The sequence below is a fragment of the Frateuria hangzhouensis genome (assembly GCF_026410505.1).
Lineage (GTDB): Bacteria > Pseudomonadota > Gammaproteobacteria > Xanthomonadales > Rhodanobacteraceae > Frateuria_A > Frateuria_A hangzhouensis.
Map to the genome: position 1 here is coordinate 234,936 of NZ_JAPMIU010000002.1, position 22,980 is coordinate 257,915.

24 protein-coding genes are annotated in these 22,980 nt (G+C 68.8%); 14 read left to right on the plus strand and 10 right to left on the minus strand.

The genetic code is table 11. From position 1 onward, the window contains the following. Nucleotides 1-19 precede the first annotated feature (19 nt). Nucleotides 20-3,175, minus strand: a complete 3,156-nt coding sequence (putA, locus tag OSC30_RS02890) for a bifunctional proline dehydrogenase/L-glutamate gamma-semialdehyde dehydrogenase PutA (RefSeq protein WP_267170322.1) — start codon at nucleotides 3,173-3,175, stop codon at nucleotides 20-22. Nucleotides 3,176-3,550: 375 nt separating this feature from the next. Here putA and OSC30_RS02895 point away from each other — a divergent pair, with 375 nt between their 5' ends. The 5 genes from OSC30_RS02895 (at nucleotide 3,551) to OSC30_RS02915 (ending at nucleotide 7,820) form a co-directional block, all read left to right on the plus strand. Beyond that, complete coding sequence (locus tag OSC30_RS02895) at nucleotides 3,551-3,991, plus strand: DUF2244 domain-containing protein (RefSeq protein WP_267170483.1); 441 nt, start codon at nucleotides 3,551-3,553, stop codon at nucleotides 3,989-3,991. Between the two features lie 20 nt (nucleotides 3,992-4,011). Beyond that, complete coding sequence (coxB, locus tag OSC30_RS02900) at nucleotides 4,012-5,010, plus strand: cytochrome c oxidase subunit II (protein ID WP_425474724.1); 999 nt, start codon at nucleotides 4,012-4,014, stop codon at nucleotides 5,008-5,010. Between the two features lie 53 nt (nucleotides 5,011-5,063). Beyond that, nucleotides 5,064-6,680, plus strand: a complete 1,617-nt coding sequence (gene ctaD / locus OSC30_RS02905; protein ID WP_267170323.1) for a cytochrome c oxidase subunit I — start codon at nucleotides 5,064-5,066, stop codon at nucleotides 6,678-6,680. Nucleotides 6,681-6,694: 14 nt separating this feature from the next. After that, nucleotides 6,695-6,829: a hypothetical protein gene (locus tag OSC30_RS02910; RefSeq protein WP_267170324.1), complete on the plus strand. Its 135-nt coding sequence runs from the start codon at nucleotides 6,695-6,697 to the stop codon at nucleotides 6,827-6,829. Between the two features lie 103 nt (nucleotides 6,830-6,932). Further along, nucleotides 6,933-7,820, plus strand: coding sequence for a cytochrome c oxidase subunit 3 (locus OSC30_RS02915; RefSeq protein ID WP_267170325.1), 888 nt, complete (start codon nucleotides 6,933-6,935; stop codon nucleotides 7,818-7,820). Between the two features lie 283 nt (nucleotides 7,821-8,103). Here OSC30_RS02915 and OSC30_RS02920 read toward each other — a convergent pair whose 3' ends face one another. Next, on the minus strand, nucleotides 8,104-8,319 hold the full coding sequence (locus OSC30_RS02920; protein ID WP_267170326.1) for a twin transmembrane helix small protein: 216 nt from the start codon (nucleotides 8,317-8,319) through the stop codon (nucleotides 8,104-8,106). Nucleotides 8,320-8,378: 59 nt separating this feature from the next. Here OSC30_RS02920 and OSC30_RS02925 point away from each other — a divergent pair, with 59 nt between their 5' ends. The 4 genes from OSC30_RS02925 (at nucleotide 8,379) to cyoE (ending at nucleotide 11,944) form a co-directional block, all read left to right on the plus strand. Further along, nucleotides 8,379-9,110 carry an SURF1 family protein gene (locus OSC30_RS02925; RefSeq protein ID WP_267170327.1) on the plus strand — a complete coding sequence of 244 codons (732 nt, stop codon included), beginning with the start codon at nucleotides 8,379-8,381 and terminating at the stop codon, nucleotides 9,108-9,110. Further along, entirely contained in the window at nucleotides 9,107-9,682 is a 576-nt protein-coding gene (locus OSC30_RS02930; RefSeq protein ID WP_267170328.1) for a hypothetical protein, read from the plus strand. The genes OSC30_RS02925 and OSC30_RS02930 overlap by 4 nt, the downstream gene beginning before the upstream one ends. Nucleotides 9,683-9,693: 11 nt before the next feature. Further along, the gene (locus OSC30_RS02935; RefSeq protein WP_425474725.1) at nucleotides 9,694-10,914 is read left to right on the plus strand and encodes a COX15/CtaA family protein; all 1,221 of its coding nucleotides are present in this window, start codon (nucleotides 9,694-9,696) and stop codon (nucleotides 10,912-10,914) included. A 79-nt stretch (nucleotides 10,915-10,993) separates the two neighbouring features. Further along, nucleotides 10,994-11,944 (plus strand): heme o synthase, encoded by a 951-nt coding sequence (gene cyoE / locus OSC30_RS02940; RefSeq protein ID WP_267170329.1) that lies wholly within the window; start codon nucleotides 10,994-10,996, stop codon nucleotides 11,942-11,944. Nucleotides 11,945-12,084: 140 nt separating this feature from the next. Here cyoE and OSC30_RS02945 read toward each other — a convergent pair whose 3' ends face one another. From OSC30_RS02945 to rpsU, 6 genes are all read right to left on the minus strand, one after another. Next, nucleotides 12,085-13,080, minus strand: coding sequence for a bile acid:sodium symporter family protein (locus OSC30_RS02945; RefSeq protein WP_267170330.1), 996 nt, complete (start codon nucleotides 13,078-13,080; stop codon nucleotides 12,085-12,087). Between the two features lie 52 nt (nucleotides 13,081-13,132). Beyond that, nucleotides 13,133-13,756 (minus strand): DedA family protein, encoded by a 624-nt coding sequence (locus tag OSC30_RS02950; protein WP_267170331.1) that lies wholly within the window; start codon nucleotides 13,754-13,756, stop codon nucleotides 13,133-13,135. Nucleotides 13,757-13,823: 67 nt separating this feature from the next. After that, entirely contained in the window at nucleotides 13,824-15,608 is a 1,785-nt protein-coding gene (gene dnaG, locus OSC30_RS02955) for a DNA primase (RefSeq protein ID WP_267170332.1), read from the minus strand. Nucleotides 15,609-15,745: 137 nt separating this feature from the next. Beyond that, nucleotides 15,746-15,916 (minus strand): DUF1328 domain-containing protein, encoded by a 171-nt coding sequence (locus tag OSC30_RS02960; protein WP_267170333.1) that lies wholly within the window; start codon nucleotides 15,914-15,916, stop codon nucleotides 15,746-15,748. Between the two features lie 235 nt (nucleotides 15,917-16,151). Beyond that, nucleotides 16,152-16,598 carry a GatB/YqeY domain-containing protein gene (locus OSC30_RS02965; protein ID WP_267170334.1) on the minus strand — a complete coding sequence of 149 codons (447 nt, stop codon included), beginning with the start codon at nucleotides 16,596-16,598 and terminating at the stop codon, nucleotides 16,152-16,154. A 105-nt stretch (nucleotides 16,599-16,703) separates the two neighbouring features. Beyond that, nucleotides 16,704-16,919: a 30S ribosomal protein S21 gene (rpsU, locus tag OSC30_RS02970; RefSeq protein WP_055999514.1), complete on the minus strand. Its 216-nt coding sequence runs from the start codon at nucleotides 16,917-16,919 to the stop codon at nucleotides 16,704-16,706. A gap of 97 nt (nucleotides 16,920-17,016) precedes the next feature. Between rpsU and tsaD the strand changes: the two genes are divergently transcribed. The 5 genes from tsaD (at nucleotide 17,017) to OSC30_RS02995 (ending at nucleotide 21,296) form a co-directional block, all read left to right on the plus strand. Further along, nucleotides 17,017-18,072, plus strand: coding sequence for a tRNA (adenosine(37)-N6)-threonylcarbamoyltransferase complex transferase subunit TsaD (gene tsaD, locus OSC30_RS02975; RefSeq protein ID WP_267170335.1), 1,056 nt, complete (start codon nucleotides 17,017-17,019; stop codon nucleotides 18,070-18,072). 36 nt (nucleotides 18,073-18,108) lie between these two features. Then, nucleotides 18,109-18,468: a dihydroneopterin aldolase gene (gene folB / locus OSC30_RS02980; protein WP_267170336.1), complete on the plus strand. Its 360-nt coding sequence runs from the start codon at nucleotides 18,109-18,111 to the stop codon at nucleotides 18,466-18,468. A gap of 88 nt (nucleotides 18,469-18,556) precedes the next feature. Next, nucleotides 18,557-19,813, plus strand: a complete 1,257-nt coding sequence (locus OSC30_RS02985) for a mechanosensitive ion channel family protein (RefSeq protein ID WP_267170337.1) — start codon at nucleotides 18,557-18,559, stop codon at nucleotides 19,811-19,813. A gap of 3 nt (nucleotides 19,814-19,816) precedes the next feature. Beyond that, entirely contained in the window at nucleotides 19,817-20,299 is a 483-nt protein-coding gene (folK, locus tag OSC30_RS02990; RefSeq protein ID WP_267170338.1) for a 2-amino-4-hydroxy-6-hydroxymethyldihydropteridine diphosphokinase, read from the plus strand. Nucleotides 20,300-20,438: 139 nt separating this feature from the next. Further along, nucleotides 20,439-21,296, plus strand: a complete 858-nt coding sequence (locus tag OSC30_RS02995) for a DUF6159 family protein (protein WP_267170339.1) — start codon at nucleotides 20,439-20,441, stop codon at nucleotides 21,294-21,296. 100 nt (nucleotides 21,297-21,396) lie between these two features. Here the strand turns inward: OSC30_RS02995 and OSC30_RS03000 are convergent, their stop codons facing one another. Both OSC30_RS03000 and OSC30_RS03005 read right to left on the minus strand, forming a co-directional pair. Continuing rightward, nucleotides 21,397-22,140 carry a pteridine reductase gene (locus OSC30_RS03000; RefSeq protein ID WP_267170340.1) on the minus strand — a complete coding sequence of 248 codons (744 nt, stop codon included), beginning with the start codon at nucleotides 22,138-22,140 and terminating at the stop codon, nucleotides 21,397-21,399. Nucleotides 22,141-22,203: 63 nt separating this feature from the next. Beyond that, on the minus strand, nucleotides 22,204-22,875 hold the full coding sequence (locus tag OSC30_RS03005) for a hypothetical protein (RefSeq protein ID WP_267170341.1): 672 nt from the start codon (nucleotides 22,873-22,875) through the stop codon (nucleotides 22,204-22,206). Nucleotides 22,876-22,980 lie beyond the last annotated feature (105 nt).

A 22,980-nucleotide genomic window follows, 5' to 3' on the forward strand; every position in this document is an offset into this window, starting at 1 on the left:
CCACCCGCCGGTCCCACGCTTACTCGCCGATGGTCAGCAGCGAGGCGTTGCCGCCGGCGGCGGTGGTGTTGATGGTGAGCGTGCGCTCGCTGGCGAAGCGCAGCAGGTAGTGCGGACCGCCGGCCTTGGGGCCGGTGCCGGACAGGCCTTCGCCGCCGAACGGCTGCACGCCGACCACCGCGCCGATCTGGTTGCGGTTGACGTAGCAGTTGCCCACGCGGGTATGGCGGCTGATGTAGTCGATGGTGGCGTCGATGCGGCTGTGCACGCCCAGGGTCAGGCCGTAGCCGGTGGCGTTGATCTTCTCGATCACCTCGGGCAGCTCGCTGGCCTTCCAGCGCAGCACGTGCAGCACCGGGCCGAACACCTCGCGGTCGAGGATCGACAAGGTGGGGATCTCGTAGGCGCGCGGAGCGAAGAAGGTGCCGTGGGCGGTGGCGGCCGGATCCATCGGCGCCTCGGCGATCTTCTTGGCCTCCTTGTCCATGCGTTCGGCGTGGGCGACCAGGATGGCCTTGGCGTCTTCGTCGATCACCGGGCCGACGTCGGTGGAAAGCAGGCCCGGGTCGCCGACCTTGAGCTCGGCCATGGCGCCGGCGAGCATGGTGATCACCTTGTCGGCGATGTCCTCCTGCACGTACAGCACGCGCGCGGCCGAGCAACGCTGGCCGGCGGACTGGAACGCCGAGGCGATCACGTCCTTGACGATCTGCTCCGGCAGCGCCGAGGAGTCGGCGATCATCGCGTTCTGGCCGCCGGTCTCGGCGATCAGGATGGCGATCTGCGCCTTGCGCGCGGCCAGCGCGCGGTTGATCGCCCAGGCGGTCTCGGTCGAGCCGGTGAAGACCACGCCGGCCACGCGCGGATCGCGGGTCAGCGCGGCGCCGACGGTGGGGCCGTCGCCCGGCACGAACTGCAGCACGTCCTTCGGGATGCCGGCGTCGTGCAGCAGCTGGGTGGCGACGTAGCCGATCAGGCTGGTCTGTTCGGCCGGCTTGGCGATCACCGTGTTGCCGGCGGCCAGCGCGGCGCTGACCTGGCCGATGAAGATCGCCAGCGGGAAGTTCCACGGGCTGATGCCGACGAACACGCCGCGGCCTTCGAGGAACAACTGGTTGGATTCGCCGGTCGGGCCGGGCAACGCGATCGGCTCGCCGAACAGGCGCCGCGCCATGGTGGCGTAGTAGCGCAGGAAGTCGGCCGCCTCGCGGATTTCGGCGATCGCGTCGGGCAGGCTCTTGCCGGCCTCGCGCACGCACAGTGCGATGAACTCGCCGCGGCGCGCTTCGAGCTGCTCGGCGGCGTATTCCAGCATCGCCGCGCGGTTGGCGACCGGGAAGTTGCTCCAGCGGTCCTGCGCGGCGTGCGCGTTGGCCAGCGCCTTGTCGACCGTGGCCTCGTCGGCGGCCACGTAGCTGCCGAGCTTGCGGCGGCGGTCGGTCGGGTCGGTGACTTCGATGGTCGGACCCTTGCTGGTCGCGCCGGGCACCAGCGGGCCGGCGGTCCACGGACCCTGGTGGGCGTTGGCCTCGTCGGCCAGGGCCTTCAGTTCGTTGTCGTTGGCAAAGTTCACGCCCATGGAATTCTTCCGTAGTTCACCGTAGAGGTTGGCCGGCAGCGGGATGCGCGGATGCGGGATCGACTCGAACGAGCGCACCGTCTGGCACGGGTCGGCGACCAGTTCGCGTGCCGGCACGTCCTCATCCACCACGCGGTTGACGAAGCTGGTGTTGGCGCCGTTCTCCAGCAGGCGGCGCACCAGGTACGGCAGCAGGTCCTCGTGCGTGCCCACCGGCGCGTAGACGCGGCACGGCGCGTTCAACCCGGTGCGCCCGATCACCTCGCCGTAGAGGTCCGCGCCCATGCCGTGCAGGCGCTGATATTCGAACGGGCGTCCCTGGGACAGGTGGTGTACCGCGGCGATCGTGTGCGCGTTGTGCGTGGCGAATTGCGGGTAGATGAAGGCCGGACCGGCATTGAACAGGCGCCGCGCGCAGGCCAGGTAGGACACGTCGGTGTTCGGCTTGCGCGTGTACACCGGATAGCCGGCCAGGCCGCCTTCCTGCGCGCGCTTGACCTCGGCATCCCAGTAGGCGCCCTTGACCAGCCGCACGTACCAGCGCCGGCCGTGCGCCAGTGCCATCTCGACCAGCCAGTCGATCACGAACGGGGTGCGCTTGGCGTAGGCCTGCACCACGATCCCTAAGCCGTTCCAGCCTTCGAGCGACGGATGCGCGAAAACCTCGCCCATGATGTCCAGCGACAGTTCCAGGCGGTCGGCTTCCTCGGCGTCGACCGAGAGCGCGATGCCGGCGGCCATCGCCAGTTGCGACAGCTCCAGCAGGCGCGCGACCAGCGCCTGGCGCGCGCGCTCGCGCTGGCTCGGCTCATAGCGAGGGTACAGCGCCGATAGCTTGACCGAGATCGACGGCGCGTCGGTGTGGTTGGCGTATGGCCCGCGCTTGCCCAGTGCCGCGATCGCATCGCGATAGGCCTGCTGGTAGCGCTCGGCATCCTCGGCGGTGAGCGCGGCCTCGCCGAGCATGTCGAAGGAATAGCGGTAAGCGGCGTTTTCTTTCTTCTTCGCCCGGTCCAGCGCCTCGTCGATGTCGCGACCCATGACGAACTGGTGGCCCATCAGGCGCATGGCATGGCGCACCGCGGTGCGGATCGCCGGCTCGCCCAGGCGGGCGACCAGCCGGCGCAGGGAGCCGGTGAAATCGTCGCGGGTGGTCTCGGCCAGGTTGACCAGCTCGCCGGTCAGCAGCAGGCCCCAGGTCGAGGCGTTGACCAGCGCCGATTCGCTCTGGCCCAGGTGCTTGCGCCAGTTGGCGTCGCCGAGCTTGTCGCGGATCAGCTTGTCGGCGGTGCGCTGGTCGGGGATGCGCAGCAGCGCCTCGGCCACGCACATCAGCAGCACGCCTTCTTCGCTGGACAGGTCGTACTGGCGCATGAACGCCTCGACCATGCTCTGGTCCTTGGCCCGCGCACGCACGCGGGTGACCAGCGCGGCGGCGCGGTCGACCACCGCTTCGCGTTCGTCCGGCGGCAGGTCGGCCTGGTCGAGCAGGTCGAGTACCGCCTCGGTCTCGTCGCGCAGCCAGGCCGCGGTGATGCGGGCGCGGGCCGGTTCGGCGACCGCGGGGATTTCTGGGGTCAGGATGGATTGCGTCACGTGGGGATCTGCTGGCTGGGGAACCGCCCGGGGCGGCGGCGAAGCCCCCGATTGTACGCCCCGCACACAGGCGCATGCATCCGTGCGCGGAGGCACCGGGCGATAGCCCTGCGCCTGCCTCCGCGGCCGGCTGCCCCGCGCCTGGCGCGCGGGCAGGGCTGCGCGAAATGCAGTGCCCGCAGGCGGGCACTTTTTCCGGCGCGGCCCGTGGTTCGGCCGTCCCGCTTCGTTCTCTCCGGCGCCCTGATCCGGGTCATGCGGGTGCGACATTCTTGCCTCGCGACGATGCCGCGGCCTATCATTCCGCTGTTCCAGGCACGCCGGATCCCCATGATCGTGCTTCGACCAGCTGCCGCCGGCCTGCCGTGCGTGACGATGTGGCTACGGCCCAATCGCGCACTCAGCCGACGCGGCTTGCGTCGCTTGATCGTGGTACTGGCGGCCCTGGCGCTGACGACGGCCGGGTTGGGTGCGTGGCAGGGGAATGTGTTCGCTCCGCTGTTTGCCCTGATCGAGTCCTGTGCGATGGCCGTTGCCCTGCGGCAGGCCTGGCGCGCGGGCGACCGCAGCGAACGCATCATCCTCGACGAGTCGTCGCTGGAAGTGCGCTCGCTGCCCGGGCGCCGGTGCGCGCGCTTCCAGTCCTACTGGGTGCGCGTGCGGCTGGCGCACGGCAACGGGCACGACCGTCTGCTGCTGGGGTCGCATGGACGCGAGCTGGAGATCGGTGCATTCCTCGCCGAAGAGGAGCGCGCCGAGCTGTCGAGGAAACTGAAGGTGCTGCTGGCTCAGGTGCGAGGCCAGCCGTGCAGGTAGCTACAACAAAGGTGCAGGACATGACATCTGGCGGCATCAGGATCAAGGCCTTGGGGACACGGGCATGGGCGGCAGCGGTCGGTGCGCTGTGGGCCGGTTCGGCCTGGGTTAATCCGGCATGGGCCAATCCCCAGCCGGGCCAGCTCAACATGACGAAGGGCGTGACCGAGTGGTCGCACGAGCCTTACTTCCTCAACAACGTCGCGCTGGGCGTGTGCACGGTCATCGGCGTGCTGGTGTTCGGCGCGATGTTCGTCGCCATGTTCCGCTTCCGCAAATCGCGCGGCGCGGTGGCCGAGAAGTGGTCGCACAACACCATGCTCGAAGTGGTGTGGACCACCATCCCGGTGATCATCCTGATCGTGCTGGCCTGGATGTCCACCGGCGGCCTGGTCTCCTTCGCCGACACCACCGGCTCGCAGATGACCGTCAAGGTCACCGGCTACCAGTGGAAGTGGCGTTACGACTACGTCAACTACCAGGGCAAGGCGATCGACGGCGTCGGCTTCGTGTCGAAGCTGGACGAGCAGAGCAACGATACGCGCCAGCTCGGTTCGGAGCTCGATCCGGATGCGGTCAAGGTGGGCGACGAGAACACCTACCTGCTGAACGTCGACAAGCCGCTGGTGGTGCCGGTCGACACCAAGATCCGCTTCGTGATCACCGCCGGCGACGTGATCCACTCCTGGTGGGTGCCGGCGCTGGGCTGGAAGATCGACGCCATCCCGGGCATGGTCAACGCGGCCTGGACCAACATCAAGGTGCCGGGCACCTACCGCGGCCAGTGCGCCGAGCTGTGCGGCCAGGACCACGGCTTCATGCCGATCGTGGTCAAGGCGCTGCCGAAGGCCGAGTTCGCCCAGTGGCTGGCGCAGCAGGAGGCCGCCGGCAAGGCGCCGCCGGCCACGCCCGCGACGCCGGCTTCGCCGACGCCGGCGCCCGCCTCGACCGCCGCCGCCCCGGCATCCGCTTCGACGACGGCCGCCGCGGCGGCCACGACGCCGGGCAAGCAGGGCTGATCGCCCCAGCCCACCCGCTTTTCAGTATTCGCATTAGGTAGAGGTGCAAGGCCATGGCCCACGCAGCCACCCACGATCACCACGACGCACACCACGGCGCGCCGTCGAACTTCTTCACGCGCTGGTTCATGTCCACGAACCACAAGGACATCGGCACGCTGTACCTGATCTTCTCGCTGACGGCCTTCTTCATCGGCGGCAGCTTCGCGATGGTGATCCGTGCCGAGCTGTTCAAGCCCGGCATGCAGCTGGTGCAGCCGTACTTCTTCAACGAGATGACCACCATGCATGCGCTGGTGATGATCTTCGGCGCGATCATGCCGGCCTTCGTCGGCCTGGGTAACTGGATGATCCCGTTGATGATCGGCGCGCCGGACATGGCGTTGCCGCGCATGAACAATCTCTCGTTCTGGATCCTGCCGTTCGCCTTCGTGCTGCTGCTGTCCACGCTGTTCCTGCCCGGCGGTGCGCCGGCCGGCGGCTGGACCATGTATCCGCCGCTGTCGCTGCAGTCCGGTTCGCTGGCCTACGCGGTGTTCGCCATCCATCTGATGGGCATCAGTTCGATCATGGGTGCGATCAACATCATCGCGACCATCCTCAACATGCGCGCGCCGGGCATGGACCTGCTGAAGATGCCGGTGTTCGTGTGGAGCTGGCTGATCACCGCGTTCCTGCTGATCGCCGTGATGCCGGTGCTGGCCGGTGCGGTGACCATGCTGCTGACCGACAAGTACTTCGGCACCAGCTTCTTCAACGCCGCCGGCGGTGGCGACCCGGTGCTGTACCAGCACATCTTCTGGTTCTTCGGTCACCCCGAGGTCTACATCATGATCCTGCCGGCATTCGGGATCATCTCGGAAATCGTGCCGACCTTCTCGCGCAAGCCGATCTTCGGCTACAAGGCGATGGTGTTCGCCATCGCCGCGATCGCCTTCCTGTCGTTCATCGTGTGGGCGCACCACATGTTCGCGGTGGGCCTGCCGCTGGGCGCCGAGATCTTCTTCATGTACGCCACCATGCTCATCTCGGTGCCCACCGGCATCAAGGTGTTCAACTGGGTGAGCACGATGTGGGGCGGCTCGCTGACGTTCGAGACGCCGATGCTGTTCGCGATCGCGTTCATCATCCTGTTCACCATCGGCGGCTTCTCCGGCCTGATGCTGGCGCTGGTGCCAGCGGACTTCCAGTACCACGACACCTACTTCGTGGTGGCGCACTTCCACTACGTGCTGGTGACCGGTGCGGCCTTCGCCATCATGGCGGCCACCTATTACTGGCTGCCCAAGTGGACCGGCCAGATGTACAGCGAGTTCTGGGGCAAGGTGCACTTCTGGTGCAGCGTGATCTTCGTGAACGTGCTGTTCTTCCCGCAGCACTTCCTGGGCCTGGCCGGCATGCCGCGCCGCATCCCCGACTACAACGTGGCGTTCGCCGACTTCAACATGATCAGCTCGATCGGCGGCTTCCTGTTCGGCGCCTCGCAGCTGATCTTCGCCGGCGTGGTGATCCATTGCGCGTTCTTCTCCAAGAAGAAGGCCGCCGACCGCGTCTGGGAAGGCGCCCGGGGTCTGGAGTGGACCGTGCCGTCGCCCGCCCCGCACCACACGTTCGAGCTGCCGCCGGTGATCCACGACGACGAACTGGCCCACGGCCACGTCGAGGATTGACGGAACGCGCGACGATGAACGGGCAGGCGCAGGATCGGGACATGGAGCGCGCACGCCGGAAGGGCGTGCGGCGCACCGTCTGGATCGCCGGCGCGATCGCGGTGGCGTTGTTCCTGTTCTCGATTCTGAGCATGTTCAAGATCGAATAGCGCAATTCGTACCAACCGGTCCGCCGCGGCGGACCGGCCAGCAATGCCCCGCGCACCATGGCGGGGATGGAAGCAAACAAAGAGATATCCACGGGGACCACTCATGGGTCAGCAGCAAGGCGCTTATTTCGTACCGGTCAAGAGCTATTGGCCGATCGTGGCCGCGGTGGTCATGTTCCTCACCGTGTTCGGTGCCGCGCATTGGTTGAATGCCGAGCCGGGCGAAACGGGCTTCGGCAAGACGGTCATCACGGTCGGTTTCATCGGCATCCTGCTGATGTTCTTCGGCTGGTTCCGCTCGGTGATCAACGAGTCGCTCGCCGGCAAGTACGACGCCCAGGTGGACCGTTCGTTCCGCATGGGCATGATGTGGTTCATCTTCTCCGAAGTGATGTTCTTCGGTGCATTCTTCGGCGCGCTGTTCTACACCCGCATGTTCTCGGTGCCCTGGCTGGGCGGCGAAGGCCACGGCGTGCTCACCCACCAGTTCCTGTGGGGCGACTACGCCGCTGCGTGGGGCGCTGGCGGCGGCAACGGCCCGGGCAACATCGGCGGCAATTTCCAGACCGTCGCGCCGTGGGGCCTGCCGCTGCTCAACACGCTGATCCTGCTTACCTCCAGCGTCACCGTGACCATCGCGCACCATGCGCTGAAGGCCGGCCACCGCGGCAAGGTGCTGGTGTTCCTGGGCCTGACCGTGCTGCTGGGCGCCGTGTTCGTGTATGCCCAGGCGCACGAGTACATGGAGGCCTACCACGAGCTCAACCTCACCCTGCACAGCGGCGTGTACGGCTCGACGTTCTTCATGCTCACCGGCTTCCACGGCCTGCACGTGACGCTGGGCACGATCATGCTGGCAATCATCTGGCTGCGCGTGCTCGCCGGCCACTTCAGCCGCGATCATCATTTCGGCTTCGAGGCGGTGGCGTGGTACTGGCACTTCGTCGACGTGGTGTGGCTGGGCCTGTTCATGTTCGTCTACATCCTCTGAGGCGAACCACGCTGCAAAAAAGCCCGCCGGATGGCGGGCTTTTTTTTGGTTCGTGGCAGGTTCGTCGCTCCCCCGCACGCGACTGTTCGCCGCCGTGCAGGAGCGCACCTGTGCGCTCCTGCAGAAACCGGAAATCGATGGGTTGTCGACCGGCCCCTCCGGCATCGCGGCTGGCCTGACGGGCGGCTGCAAGGAAACACACCTGGCTGCGCCGGAATCGACGGCAGGCGGCAGTGGTCTAAATGTCGCGCTCGCGGACCGCGCTTGCCTGGGACCGCTACAATTACCGGCCGACGCCGTGGGGCTGCAACCAGCCCATCCAGATGCCCAGCATGATCATGGCGATCAGCACGATCGACAGGCCGATGCGCCGGGTCAGCGCCCAGGCGGTGCGTTTGCTGCCGTCCTTGTCGGTCATCATGTAATACAGGGCCTGGCCGAGGTTGAACACCACGACCAGGAACATGATCACGACGACGATGGGATAGATGGTTTCCACGTGAGCGGTCCGAACGACTTCCGAGCCGGCAGTATAGCCACGGCCGACGAGGCCTCCGCGTGACACGTTGGCGCAGGCCGGCCTGGTGGAGCGTGCTGCTGACCGTGGCCGCCGCGGTGCTGTTCGTGCGCCTGGGCGTCTGGCAGCTCGATCGCGCCGACTACAAGGAAACCCTGGTGCGACGCTATGCCGCCGCGGCGACGGCTCCGCCGGTGCCGTTCGACCGGATCGCCGCCGCGCCGCCGGCCGAAGCTTTCCCGCGGGTGGTAGTACACGGCCACTGGCTTGGCGACCGCGTCTATCTGCTGGACAACCCTCGCCATGATGCGCATGGCGGCGTGGAGGTCTACGCGCCGCTGGCGCTGCCGGACGACTCGCGCCTGCTGCTGGTGGACCTGGGCTTCTTGCCCGGCGCCGGCCGGGCAAAGCTGCCGCCGCTGCCGGCGGGCGAAGCCTCCCTGCACGGCCTGTACCTGCCGCCGCCGGGCGTGGGTCTGGAACTGGGCGGCGACGCGCTGGCTGGCCAGACGCAATGGCCCAAGACCACCATTTACCTGGATCTCGATCAGGTCGCCGGCGACCTGGGCCGGCCGCTGTACCCGCGCGTGCTCGCGCTCGACGCCGATCCGGCGGTGGCCTACCAGCGCGTGCACGCCTTCGATTTCTCCTCGATGCCGCCGTCGCGGCATCGGGCCTACGCCTTCCAGTGGTTCAGCCTTGCGGTCGCCGTGCTGGCGATTTTCCTGGTCCTGCACCGCAAGCGCCGCCCCCGACGCACGGACAACCGATGAATACTCCCAAGCCTCCCTCCATCAAGGCCAGCCGGCTGAAGCTGATCGCCATCGCCGTGGTGTTCGCCGCGCCGATGATCGTCGCCGGCGTGCTCACCTTCACCGGCTGGCAGCCGGGCAGCAAGGGCTACGGCCAGCCGATCCTGCCGCAGCGCAACTTCGTCGACGAGCAGTTGCGCGTGACGCTGGCCGACGGTGGCGATTACGCCTGGCGCGATCCGGCTCAGCCGCGCATGACCCTGGTCGCGCTGGCCGGTCCCGATTGCGCCGCGCGCTGCTTCGAGACGCTGAGCGGCATGGCCAAGACCTGGGTGATGCTCAACCGCAACCAGCACCGCCTGCGCCTGCTCTACGTCGGCCAGCCGCCGGCCGATCCGCAGCACCTGGCGGCGGTGAAAACCTACTGGAGGTTCGGCCACGACGCCGAGGGCAAGCTCGCCGCCTTCCGCCCCACCGGTGCGGACAGCGTGAGCGCGCTGCTGGTCGAGTCCAACGGCACGGCGCTTTCCTATTATCCGGCCGGCTTCGACGGTACCGGTTTGATGCGTGACGTGATCAAGGTGGTCAAGTGAGCATGTCGGCGATGACGTCGTCCGGAAGCCCGGCGCCCGCCCTGGCGGGCGGAGCCAAGGTCCGCCGCATCATGCGCTGGCTGGCGCTGTGCGCGGCAGTGTTCGCTTTCGGCGTGGTGATGTTCGGTGCCTTCGTGCGGTTGTCCAACGCGGGCCTGTCCTGTCCGGACTGGCCGACCTGCTATGGCCAGGTCAGCTGGCCGCAACACGAGCAGGCGGTGGCGCGCGCCGACGCTGCCTTCCCGGATCGCCCGTACGAGGCGAACAAGGCCTGGCGCGAGCAGGTGCATCGCTTCCTCGCCGGCACGCTGGGGGTGCTGGTACTCGTGCTGGCGTTGCTGGCCGCCTGGCGACCGCGCTGGGCGCGCGGCGCGGTGATCCTGGGCGCGATCTTCGCCGCCGGCGGGGTCAGTCTCTACATGAGTGGCGAGCACGTCTGGTCCTCGATCCTGGCGGTGGTGGCGATCGCGCTGCCGCTGGGCGCGGCGGTGCGCCTGCGCGGGCCCGGTGCGTGGCGGCTGGCGGTGCTGGTGCTGGCGGTGATCATCTTCCAGGCCATGCTGGGCATGTGGACGGTGACGCTGCTGCTCAAGCCAATCGTGGTGATGGGCCATCTGCTGGGCGGCATCACCACCTTTGCCCTGTTGGCCTACGTGGCGCTGCGCTTCGCCGGCGTCGGCGCCACCGACGAGCGCCACGCGCCGCTGCGGCGCTGGATCGCGCTGGGCATCGTGCTGCTGGCCTGCCAGATCGCGCTCGGCGGCTGGACCTCGTCCAACTACGCCGCGCTGGCCTGCGGCGCCGGTGCGGACGCGTTCCCCAAGTGCCTGGGGCAGTGGATGCCGCCGACCGACTTCAGGGAAGGCTTCGTCCTGTGGCGTGGCATCGGTGTGAACTACGAGGGCGGCGTGCTGGACATGGCCGCGCGCAGCGCGATCCAGATCGCGCACCGCTTCGGCGCGCTGGTGGTGTTCGTGTACCTGCTGTGGCTGGGATACCGCGTGGCCCGCCGCGGACTGCGCCGGGCCGGCGCCGCGATCGGCGTGGTGCTGGTGGCGCAGGTGCTGCTGGGCATCAGCAACGTTCATTTCGGGCTACCCTTGCCGGTGGCGACCCTGCACAACGGCGTGGCGGCGCTGCTGCTGTTTACCCTGCTGGCGACGCTGGCGCAGACCCAGCCGGGCGTCCTGCCGACCCAGGGCGAGCCGGGACCGGCCCCGGGGCGGCATTGACGCTCCGGGAGCAGTTGTCCCGCACGCGCCCCGCCGGGTTCCGCCCTGCCGTCCATCCATGCCTCCGCGAAGTTTCCAAGTGACCCTGCACCTTTCCCAGTATTTCCAATTGACCAAGCCGCGCGTCGTCGCGCTGCTGGTGTTCTGCGCCGTGATCGGCATGTTCCTGGCGGTGCCGGGCATCCCGCCGTGGCGCGCGCTGGTGTTCGGCACGCTGGGCATCTGGATGGCTTCCGGTTCAGCGGCGGCGTTCAATCACCTGATCGACGAGCGTATCGACAAGCTGATGGCGCGCACCGCGCGACGACCGCTGGCGACCGGTGTGTTGAAGCCGCGCCAGGTCCTGCTGTTCGCCATCGCGCTGGGCATCGCTTCGATGCTGGTGCTGGCGCTGCTGGTCAACCCGCTGACCGCGTGGCTGACCTTCGGCGGCCTGATCGGTTATGCGCTGGTCTACACGGCGTACCTCAAGCGCGCCACGCCGCAGAACATCGTGATCGGCGGCCTGGCCGGGGCGATTCCGCCGGTGCTGGGCTGGACCGCGGTCACCGGCGAGCTGCACGCCTTCGCCTTGCAGCTTTGCCTGATCATCTTCGTGTGGACGCCGCCGCACTTCTGGGCGCTGGCGATCTTCCGCCGCGACGACTATGCACGCGCGCAGATCCCGATGCTGCCGGTGACGCATGGCGTGGCCTACACGCGCTGGCACGTGTTGTTCTATACGGTACTGCTGGTGCTGGTGACGCTGTTGCCGGCGCTGACCGGGTTCAGTGGCGCGGTCTACCTGGGCGGCGCGCTGGTGCTGGGCGGCGGCTTTCTCTATTACGCGATCCGCCTGCTCAACCCGCCCGACGAGTTCTTCGCCATGCGCGTGTTCAAGTACTCGATCGTCTACCTGATGGCGCTGTTCGCTTTCCTGCTGGCCGACCACTGGATGGCCCCGCCGTCGCAGCCCGCGCTGGTGCTTAATTCGGCCATCACGATGGCCTCGCCCGCCACGGCACAGGACACCGCCCGGCTTCTGCGCTGAACGCCTGGCCCGCGGTGTGCCTGGCAGTCTGGCCGTCCGGCTGCTTCAAGCAGCGGTACATCCTTGCCACGGCCGCAGGCTTTGAACGCGAGACTCGCCGAACCCGGCAATGGCGCGCCCGATCGTCCACGAGTCAGCTCCTACAGGGTCGGCGGCTTCTTGTGGCCTGAGGCGTAGCGCCGCGCCAGCACCGCGCACACCATCAGCTGCAGCTGGTGGAAGATCATCAACGGCAGCAGCAGCGCCCCGAGCCCGCCGGCCTGTCCGGCAAACAGAATCTTGGCCATCGGCACGCCGCTGGCCAGGCTCTTCTTGGAGCCGCAGAACACCAGCGTGATGCGGTCGGCGCGGCTGAAACCGAACAGTCGCCCGGCCAGGCCGGTGCACAGCAGCGCCAGCGCCAGCAGCAGCGCGCCGACCGCCAGCGTCGAGGCCAGCGCCAGCGGGGCGGTCGCGCGCCACAGTCCGGCGACCACTGCCTCGCCGAACGCCGCGTAGACTACCAGCAGGATCGTACCGCGATCGGTCATGCCGACCAGCGATCGATGCCGGTCGACCCAGCCGCCGATCCACGGCCGCAACAGGTGGCCGATGGCGAAGGGCAGCAGCAGGAGCCTGACGATCTGCCACACCCCGGCCACGCCGGGCGCATGGCCGCCGTGCGTGGCCAGCAGCAGCTGCACCAGCAACGGCGTCAGCACGATGCCGATCAGGCTGGACAGCGAAGCACTGACCACCGCCGCCGGCACGTTGCCGCCAGCGATCGAGGTGAAGGCGATCGAGGATTGCACGGTCGAGGGCAGCGTGCAGACGAACAGCATGCCCAGGGCCAGTTCCGGCGTCAGCAGCGTGCGTGACAGCGGCGCCAGCAGCCAGCCCAGCAGCGGGAACAGCGCGAAGGTGCTGGCGAACACCGCCAGGTGCAGCCGCCAGTGCGTCACGCCGCGCACGATCGCCTCGCGCGGCAGCTTGGCGCCGTGCAGAAAGAACAGCAGCATGATCGTCGCATCGGTGATCGCGTCCAGCCACAGCGCCGCCTCGCCGCGGCAGGGCAGTACGGTCGCCACGCCGACCGCCGCCAGCAGCGCGAGGGTGAAGCCGTCGGGGAGAAGCCGGCGCAGCGAAGCGGGGAACATGGTGAAGGGGGAGGACGCGAAACGCCAGATTGTAGCGGCCGGAGGTGCCGCCTCAATCGTCCTTGCGCTCGTGCGCGCAGCGTCGGTGGCGCCACCACAACACCAGCGCCACCAGCGCGGCAAGCCCGGCGAGCAGCCAGATGCCGTTCTGTCCGCGGCCGATCCACATCGCCAGCCACTCGCGGTTGTTGGCGCCGAAGTAGCCCAGGTACACCCACACCGGCACGCTGATCAGCGCGGCGAGCCCGTCCAGCAGGAAAAAGCGCAGGAACGACACGCGGTGGGTCGCGCCTGCGGTGACGTAGACCGCCGTACGCATGCCCGGCAGAAACCGCGCCAGGAACAGCAGACGGTTGCCGTAGCGGGCGAACTTCTCCTGCACCCGGGCATAGCGCGCCGGGGTGAGCAGCCGCGCCACCAGCGGCCAGCGCATGATGCGCGCGCCATGGCGGTGGCCGAGCAGGAACATCGCCGCGTCGCCAACCAGTACGCCGACCAGCGCGACCGCCGCCATCGCGTGCACGTTGGCAAAGCCCAGTCCGGCGATTACCCCGCCGGCGACCAGTGTGATGTCCTCCGGCAACGGCGCGCCGGCGCCGCACAGCAGCAGCGCGGCGAACACCGCCAGGTAGCCGCTCTCGGCAAACAGCAGGATCAGCCGTTCAAGCAGCGCCATCGGGGTTCCAGGCTGGCGCGCGCGCCGATCGGTAAGGGCGCAGGCGCCCGGAAGCAGGAGCCATCGATCAACCCTGCGCGGCGGAAGGACGGCGAGCCGCCAGCAGTTCGCGCAGCTCGGCCTTTTCGGCCTGGCTCAAGCTGCCGTCGCGGTGCTTGGCGGTCAGCGCCTCGCGACGCAACGCGACGGCCTGGTCCTCCATCCGCGCCAGCGCGTCGAGGAATTCCATGCGCTGGATCTCCGGTTCGCCCACCACCATCGCCGCCATCAGCTTCTGCAGCGCGGGGTATTCCGCACGCTCGGCGAAATGTTCGACCAGCATCGCCGGGTTGATCCCCGGTCGCGCGCGGCACAGGTCCACCAGCTCGGCCAGCAGCCCCACGCCCGGTTTGTCCAGGCGCAGGAAGCGGTAGGGCGGCTCGACCTGGTCAGCCAGCCCGGGCTGGGCCAGCAGCAGCGCGATGGCGCTGCGCACCAGCGAACGCTGCACCGCCACCGGCCGCTGCACGGCGCGGCGCGCGGCCGGCTCGGCCGGCACGTTGGCGCTCGCGCCGGTGCGTTTTTCCAGTTCCTGCGCCATCAGGTCGCGGAAGGCGCCGTCGGGGAGCCGGGCGATCAGCGGCCGCGCGCGCTCGGCCAGCCGTGCACGGCCGCCCAGGTTCGCGGTGTCGACATCGTGCGCCAGCTCGCCGAAGAAATAATCCGACAGCGGCGTGGCTTCCTTCATACGTTGCTCGAAACCCTCCTTGCCCTCCTTGCGCACCAGCGTGTCCGGATCCTCGCCCTCGGGCAGGAACAGGAAATACGCCTGGCGGCCGTCGCGCAGCCGTGGCAGCGCCGCCTCCAGCGCCTTCCAGGCGGCGGCGCGGCCGGCGCGGTCGCCGTCGAAACAGAACACCACGTCCGGGGCGGCCCGGAACAGCACTTCGGTGTGCTCGGGGGTGGTCGCCGTGCCCAGCGTCGCCACCGCAATCGGCAGGCCCGCCTGGTGCAGCGCGATCACATCCATGTAGCCCTCGACCACCACGATGCGCGCGAGCTGGCTGTTGGCCTGCTTGACCTGCCACAGCGCGAACAGCTCGCGGCCCTTGTGGAACAGCGGGGTTTCGGGGGAGTTGAGGTATTTGGGGCCATCGCCCTTGCGCGCATCCTGGGCGCGGGAATCGGCCGTCGCGGATCCATCGCCGGCCTTTGCGAGCACCCGCCCGCCGAACGCGATCACGCGCCCGCGGCGGTCCAGGATCGGAAACATCAGGCGTTCGCGAAAGCGGTCGTAGCGGTGCCCGCGTTCGCCGGTGGCGACCATGCCGGCCTCGGTCAACAGCTGCATGCGCCTGTCGTTGCCTCCCAGCGCCTTGATCAGTCCGTCATAACCGGCGGGCGCCCAGCCCAGGCGGAACCGCGCGATGGTGTCGGCATCGAGCCCGCGCCTTTCGCAATAGGCCCGCGCCTCGGCGCTGCCGGGCAACGCGTTTTCGTACCAGCGTGCGGCGCCGTCGAGCAGCGCGTAGAGGTCGCTCTTGTCCTCGCGCGGCGCCGCCTCGCGGCCGCCCTCGCGCGGCACGGTCAGGCCGACCGATTGGGCCAGTTCCTCCACCGCGTCGGGGAATTCCAGCCGCTCGTAGTCCATCAGGAACTTCACTGCGCTGCCGTGCGCGCCACAGCCGAAACAGTGGAAGAACTGCTTGGCCGGACTGACGTAGAACGAGGGCGTACGCTCGTTGTGGAACGGACAGCAGGCCGTCCATTCGCGCCCGGCCTTCTTCAACGGCACGCGCCGCTCGATCACGTCGACGATGTCGACGCGGGCAAGCAATTCGTCAATGAAGCTGTCGGGGATACGGCCGCGCATAGGCGGCTAGTCTAGGGCTTGTGCCTGCGCTGCGGTGCGCCTGCGACCTCGCGTAACGCAAGCGCGGGGTGGGTTTCAGCCCACCCTCCAGCGTGCGGCGAGGATGCAGTGGACTGAAAGCCGCCCTGCGCGGAGGCCTACAGAATGTGGAATACCCCGATCACCGCCAGCAGGGCGATGATGAACAGGATGATGAAGATCACGAACAGCACCTTGGCGATCGTGCCGGTGATGCCCGAGATGCCACCGAAACCGAGCCAGCCGGTGACCAGCGAGATGATGGCGAAAATGATGGCCCACTTGAGCATGCGGCTTCTCCCTGTGTCGCGCGGCCGGGGGCGGATGCTTCCCGATCAGGCGACGCCGGGCCGTTGTAGGCGATCCGGCGTGAAGGGTGCGCATCAGCTCGCTGTGCGGAACGTGAGGGCTTTAGGGCGCCGTCTACCGCCGCGGCGGGGGCGGCGGGAAGGCACTCTCGCCATGGCATGCCGCCCCCTTCGCGCCCCCTTCGCCTACTTCGATGCTTCGGGAGGACGAGCGGGCTCAGCCGCCCAGGCGCGCCTTGATCCGGGCCGACACCTGCGCCATGTCGGCGCGACCGGCGGCCTGTTGCTTCACAGCGCCGACCACTTTGCCCATGTCGCGCGGTGAACTGGCGCCGGTCTGCGTGATGGCGTCGTCGATCAGCGCGTCGACCTCGGCCTCGGAAAGCTTGGCCGGCAGATAGGTGTCGATCACCACCATCTCGGCGCGTTCGATGTCCGCCAGGTCGACCCGGCCGGCGGCGTCGAACTGCACGATGGAGTCGCGCCGCTGCTTGAGCATCTTTTCCAGCACGGCAAGCGTTTGCGCTTCGTCCAGTTCGATGCGCTCGTCCACCTCGCGCTGCTTGATCGCGGCCAGGATCAGCCGGATAACCGCCAGGCGCTCCTTCTCGCCGCCGCGCATGGCGGCCTTCATGTCGTCGCTGATGCGCTGCTTGAGGCTCATGGTCTGGACTCCGGAAATGCGAAAGGCCGGCGTTGCCTTGGATGGCAACACCGGCCTCGAGGATGTGTAACCACCGTGCCGCGCGCTACGCAGCGGCAGCGGGAATCAATACATCCGGGTCTTGCGCGAAACGTCGCGCGAGAGGCGACGCAGGTGGCGCTTCACCGCGGCGGCACGCTTGCGCTTGCGCTCCTGGGTCGGCTTCTCGTAGAACTCCCGCTTGCGGGTCTCGGCGAGGACGCCGGCCTTTTCGCAGGTACGCTTGAAACGGCGCAGGGCAAGCTCGAACGGCTCGTTCTCGCGAACTTTTACGCTGGGCATGAAAACTCCGGGTGGTAAACTGGCCCGCCAACCTGGCGCGCCTTGAGAAATAGGGCGAGCCGCGAAGTATAGCGTGCATACCAGCGAACTTTCAAACATGTCCAGCAAGCCCGTCCTGGGCCGCCCCGTGCTCGGCGTGGAGACCTCCTGCGACGAGACCGGCGTGGCGGTGCTGCGCTGGGAGCCCGGGGCGCCCGGTCGCGGCCTGCTGGCGCACACCCTGTACAGCCAGATCAAGCTGCATGCCGAGTACGGCGGCGTGGTGCCGGAACTGGCCAGCCGCGACCACGTGCGCAAGCTGATGCCGCTGGTGCGCGAAGTGCTGGCGCAGGCGGGCATGACGCCCGCCGACCTCGGCGGCGTGGCCTATACCGCCGGGCCCGGCCTGGTCGGCGCGCTGCTGGTGGGCGCGGCCGCGGCGCGGGCGATGGCCTGGGCGCTGGACGTGCCGGCGATCGGCGTACACCACATGGAGGGCCATCTGCTGGCGCCGCTGCTGGAGGCCGATCCGCCGGAGCCGCCGTTCGTGGCGCTGCTGGTATCCGGCGGGCATTCGATGCTGGTCGAGGTCAGGGCGATCGGCCAGTACCACCTGCTTGGCGACACCCTGGACGACGCCGCCGGCGAGGCCTTCGACAAGACCGCCAAGCTGATGGGCCTGCCGTACCCAGGCGGGCCGGCGCTGGCGAAGCTGGCCGAACAGGGCCGGCCGGGTGCGTTCCGTTTTTCCCGTCCGATGACCGACCGGCCGGGGCTGGATTTCAGCTTTTCGGGCCTGAAAACCCAGGTGCTGCTGGCCTGGCAGAAATCGGACCAGGCCGAACAGACCCGCGCCGACGTCGCCCGCGGCTTCGAGGAGGCCATCGTCGACACGCTGGTGATCAAGTGTCGCCGGGCGCTGGAAGCCACCGGCACGCAGCGGTTGGTGATCGCCGGCGGCGTCGGCGCCAACAAGCGGCTGCGCGAGACGCTCGCGGCGGCCGGCGAAAAGGACGGTTTCCGCACCTACTTCCCGCGCTTGCAGTTCTGCACCGACAACGGCGCGATGATCGCGCTGGCCGGCGCGATCCGGCTGGCCGCGGGGCAGGGCCAGGACGAGGCGGTGCGCGTGTCGCCGCGGTGGGACCTCGAAAGCCTGCAGCCGGTCGTGTAGGGCTCCTACAAAAGGCGAATGGCCTAGACTGGTGCGATGGATATCGTTTTCATCGAAGACCTGCGCATCGACGCGGTGATCGGCATCTACGACTGGGAGCGGCGCGTGCGCCAGACGCTCGCGTTCGACATCGAAATGGCGTTCGACAACACCGTGCCGGCCGCCAGCGACGACATCGCGCACACGCTCAACTACAAGGACGTGTCCAAGCGGCTGATCGAGTACGTCGGCAGTTCCAGCTTCGGCCTGGTCGAGACACTGGCCGAGCGCTGCGCGACGATCATCCGCGAGGAGTTCGGCGTGGCCTGGGTGCGGTTGAAGCTGTCCAAGCCCGGCGCCGTGCGCGGCGCGCGCTCGGTGGGCGTGCGCATCGAGCGCGGCGTCCGGCCGCAATAACCATTCGCTGGCGCCAGCGGCGCCACCCGCGGCCCGAGGCCGCCCGGACGCGCCCGCGCGCGCCGAGCCGAAGAGGAAACCGACGCCCATGTCCGAATTGATCGACCATCCCTGGATGCGCACGCTGCTGGGTGTGCTGGCGCTGTTGCTGCTGGCCTGGCTGGCCGGCGAGCTGTGCCGTCGCCTGCTGCTGCGGCTGGTGCGCGGCCTGGCCCGGCGCACCGCGTGGCACTGGGACGACGCGCTGTTGCAACGCGGCGCCTTCCGCTGGCTGGCGCGGCTGGTGCCGCCGTTGGCGGTGCAATACGGCCTCGCGCTGGTGCCGGGCGTGCCGGAAACGGCCGAGGCGGTGGTGGGCAAGGCGATGCTGGCGCTGGTAGTGCTATGCGTGGTGATGGCGCTCGATGCCGCGCTGTCGGCGGCGGAGGACGTCTACCGGCAGACGCCGGCCGGCCAGCAGCGCTCGATCAAGGGGGTGTTGCAGCTGATCAAGCTGGGCCTGTTCCTGGTCGGCGCGCTGGTGGTGATCGCGGCGGTGACCGGAAAGCAGGTGGGCCTGTTGCTGTCCGGACTGGGCGCGATGTCGGCGGTCCTGATGCTGATCTTCAAGGACACCATCCTGGGCTTCGTCGCCGGCGTGCAGCTGTCGTCCAACGACATGCTGCGCGTGGGCGACTGGATCGAGATGCCGCAGCTCAACGCCGATGGCGACGTGATCGACATCGCCCTGCACACGGTCAAGGTGCGCAACTGGGACAAGACCGTCACCAGCATCCCGAGCTGGCGGCTGATCTCGGACTCCTACAAGAACTGGCGCGGCATGCAGGAGACCGGCGGGCGGCGGATCAAGCGCGCGCTGGCCATCGACGCGGCCAGCGTGCAGTTCCTGGACGACGCACAGATCGCGCGGCTGTCCAGCCTGCGCCTGCTGGCCGACTACCTGCCGCCGAAGACCCGCGACGTGGCGCAGTGGAACCAGGCGCTGGGCGAAGCCGGCACGGTGCCGGCCAACCGTCGTCGACTGACCAACCTGGGCACCTTCCGCGCCTACGTGCAGGCCTATCTGGACGGACATCCACGCATCCACCACGGCCTGTTCTGCCTGGTGCGCCAGCTGGCCAGCGGGCCTCAAGGGATCCCGCTGGAGCTCTACTGCTTCACCAATACGGTGGCCTGGGCCGAGTACGAGGGCATCCAGGCGGACATCTTCGACCACCTGTTCGCGCTGCTGCCGGAGTTCGGACTGGCGCTGTACCAGCAGCCCTCGGGGCAGGACGTGCGCACGGGGCTCATCGCGGCGGGGCCGGCGCGCGCACCTGCCGCCGCGGCGCTTGCCGGAGCCTGAGCGATGGCGCGCGCCTATCTCAGCCTGGGCTCCAACCTCGAGCCGCAGCGCCACCTGCGCGCGGCGCTGGACGAACTGCGCGCACGCTTCGGCGAGATCACGGTGTCGGCAGCCTACCGCAGTCGTGCGGTGGGCTTCGATGGCGCTGATTTCGTCAACCTGGCGGTGGCACTCGATACCGCACTGGAGCCCGAGGCGCTGAACGACTGGCTGCACGCGCTGGAGGATCGCCACGGCCGTCGCCGCGACGTGCCGCGCTACTCCGATCGCACGCTGGACGTGGACATCGTGCTGTATGACCGGCGCGTGGTGGACGGGCCTGGCCACCTGCAGATTCCTCGCAGGGAACTGCGCCATGCCTTCGTGCTGCGGCCGCTGGCGGACATTGCGCCGGATCTGCGCCATCCGCTCGATGGGCGCAGCATGGGCGAGCTGTGGGCGGCGTTTCCGCATGACAGCGAGCCGCTCGAGCCCGTGCCCTTGTAGGAGCCCACTGGTGGGCGACGCTTTTGGTGGGCATCAAGGCAAGAGCATCGCCCATCAGTGGGCCCCTGCAGGATCTGGCTGGCGGGCCCGGCCGGTGCTAGAAAGGCAGCGGGTATTCACGGAGCGAAGGGGGAAACCGATGGCTGGCAAGTTTGCGCGTAGTTGGGCCCTGATGAAGGCGAGCGCCGCGGTGTTGCGGTCGGACAAGGCGCTGCTGGCCTTTCCGCTGCTGTCGGGGCTGTGTTCGCTGGTGGTGGCGGCGAGCTTCATGATCCCGGTGGCGGTCGTGGCGGTCGCCAGCGACGGCGCCGCGATCGACCACGACCGCTGGTCGCCGGCCACCTGGCTGGTGATGTTCGCCTTCTACCTGGTGCAGTACTTCGTCATCGTGTTCTTCAACACGGCGCTGGCCGGTTGCGCGTTGCGCCACCTGCGCGGTGAACCCACCAGCCTGTCCGATGGGCTGGCCCTGGCGCGCTCGCGCTGGGCCGCCATCCTGGGCTATGCGCTGATCGCCGCCACGGTAGGCCTGCTGCTGCGCGCCCTGCAGGAACGGCTGGGCCTGATCGGGCGGTTGATGGTCGGCCTGCTCGGCCTGGCCTGGACCGTGGCGACGTTCCTGGTGGTGCCGGTGCTGGCCAGCCAGTCGGTCGGGCCGGTCGATGCGGTCAAGCGCAGCGTGGACCTGCTCAAGCGCACCTGGGGTGAGAACCTGATCGGCAACGTGGGCCTGGGCGCGGTGTTTACCCTGGTCACCTTCGTCGCCCTGCTGCTGGGCGCGGCGCTGGTCGGCGGTGCGTTCGCGCTGCATTCGATGCCGGCGGTGCTGGTCGCGGTGATCGTGGCGGTGCTCGGCCTGATGCTGCTCAGCCTGGTACAGGCCTCGCTGCAAGGTATCTATGCCGCGGCGCTGTACCGCTACGCCGAGGACGGCGTGGTCGGTGCCGGCTTCGACCCGGCGCTGCTGGAAGGCGCCTTCCGCCAGAAGAAGAAATAAGCCTCGACCTTGCAGGGGCCCACTGGTGGGCGATGCCCTGGCTCTGAGGTCACGTCACAGAGCATCGCCCACAAGTGGGCCGCTACAGACGCAGGGCTGGTTACACGGCGAGAGTGCGGCCGCCGTCCACGCGGATGATCTGGCCGGTGACGAAGGGGGCATCGCGCAGCAGCCACAGCACGGCGGAGGCGACATCCTCCGGCGTGCCGGCGCGCTGCAGCGGGGTGCGCGCCAGCAGCGTGGCGCGATCGTCGTAATCCTTGCCTTCGGCCGGCCACAGCACCGCGCCGGGGGCGACGCCGTTGATGCGCACCTCGGGGGCGAGGTCCTGCGCCAGGGTGCGGGTCATCGCGGCCAGCGCGGCCTTGGCCATCACGTAGATGGGGTGTCCGGGCAGCGCGCGCTCGGCGTAGATGTCGATCAGGTTGACGATGGCGCCGCGCGCCTCGCGCAGCGCCGGGCCGGCGGCCTGGACCAGGAAAAACGGTGCCTGCGCATTGGAGGCGAACAGCTCGTTCCATTGCGCTGGCGTGGCATTGCCTATGGGCGTGGGATAGAACGCGGAGGCGTTATTGACCAGTGCGTCCAGCCGGCCGTAGCGCGCCAGCACCTGTTCGACCAGCGCCGGCAGGTGCGCCACGTCGGCCAGGTCGGCCTGAATGCCCAGCGTGCTGCCGGGGCGCGCGCGCTCCAGCTCCGCCATCAACGCGTCGGCGTCATCGGCCGAATGGCGGTAGTGCAACGCCAGGTCGTAGCCGGCCGCGTGCAGGGTGCGGGCGATGCTGGCGCCGACGCGGCGTGCGGCGCCGGTGACCAGCGCGACGGGAGCGGTTGCGGTATCCATGCGCCGAGCTTGCCGCAAAGCGGCCGGGGCGTCATCGCTCCTGCGGCTGAAGCTAAGCGATTTCTATGGGCCGGGCTCCCGGGCGTCCGCGTCGGGCTCGATCACCTCGCCGCTCTCCGCCAGCGGTTCGGTGCGCACCAGGCTGCCGCTGCCGAACAGGTCGATCGCGGTACGCGCCACGCTGCGCGTGTCGTACCAGGCGTAGGCGCCCACCCCGGCTGCGCCGACCACCGGCAACCAGCGCGAGATGCCGGCGCCGACCGCGCGCTGCGACAGGCTGACACCGATCCGCCGCGCCACCCGCTCGGCCAGCGTGGCCGAGAGCCGGCGGAACAACAACCGGTCGCCCATCCGCACCACCAGGTCGCGGAACGCCTGCGCCGCGGTGTGCCGGAACAGGCACCACAGCATCTGCTCGCGGCCCAGGCTGGCGTGCTGGCCGAAGGCGGCGGCGATGTCGCTGACCATCTGTGCCTGGATGCGCCAGATCGCCACCAGCTCCGGCAGCACGGTCAGCCAGCCCAGCGGGCCCGGCGGCAGCGCCAGCGAACCGGCGGTGAGCGCCGCCTTGCGCGCGGCCTGGGAGGCCAGCTCGCGTGCCTGCGCTTCCGGATGGATGCCGCGATGCACGTGGCTGCCGGGGATCTGGCTGGCGAAATCGAGGATCGCGGCGGTGATCCGGCCATGCTCGACCGGGGCGGGTACGGCGGGGACCTGGGTGGGCGGATCGGCCATGGCTGCTCCTGGCGAACGGGACGACCAGTGTGGGCGACGACCCGTGAATGAGGCATGGGCCACGGCGTGACTTCCGGCCTAGGTCGGTCGTGAGAGTTATATTAT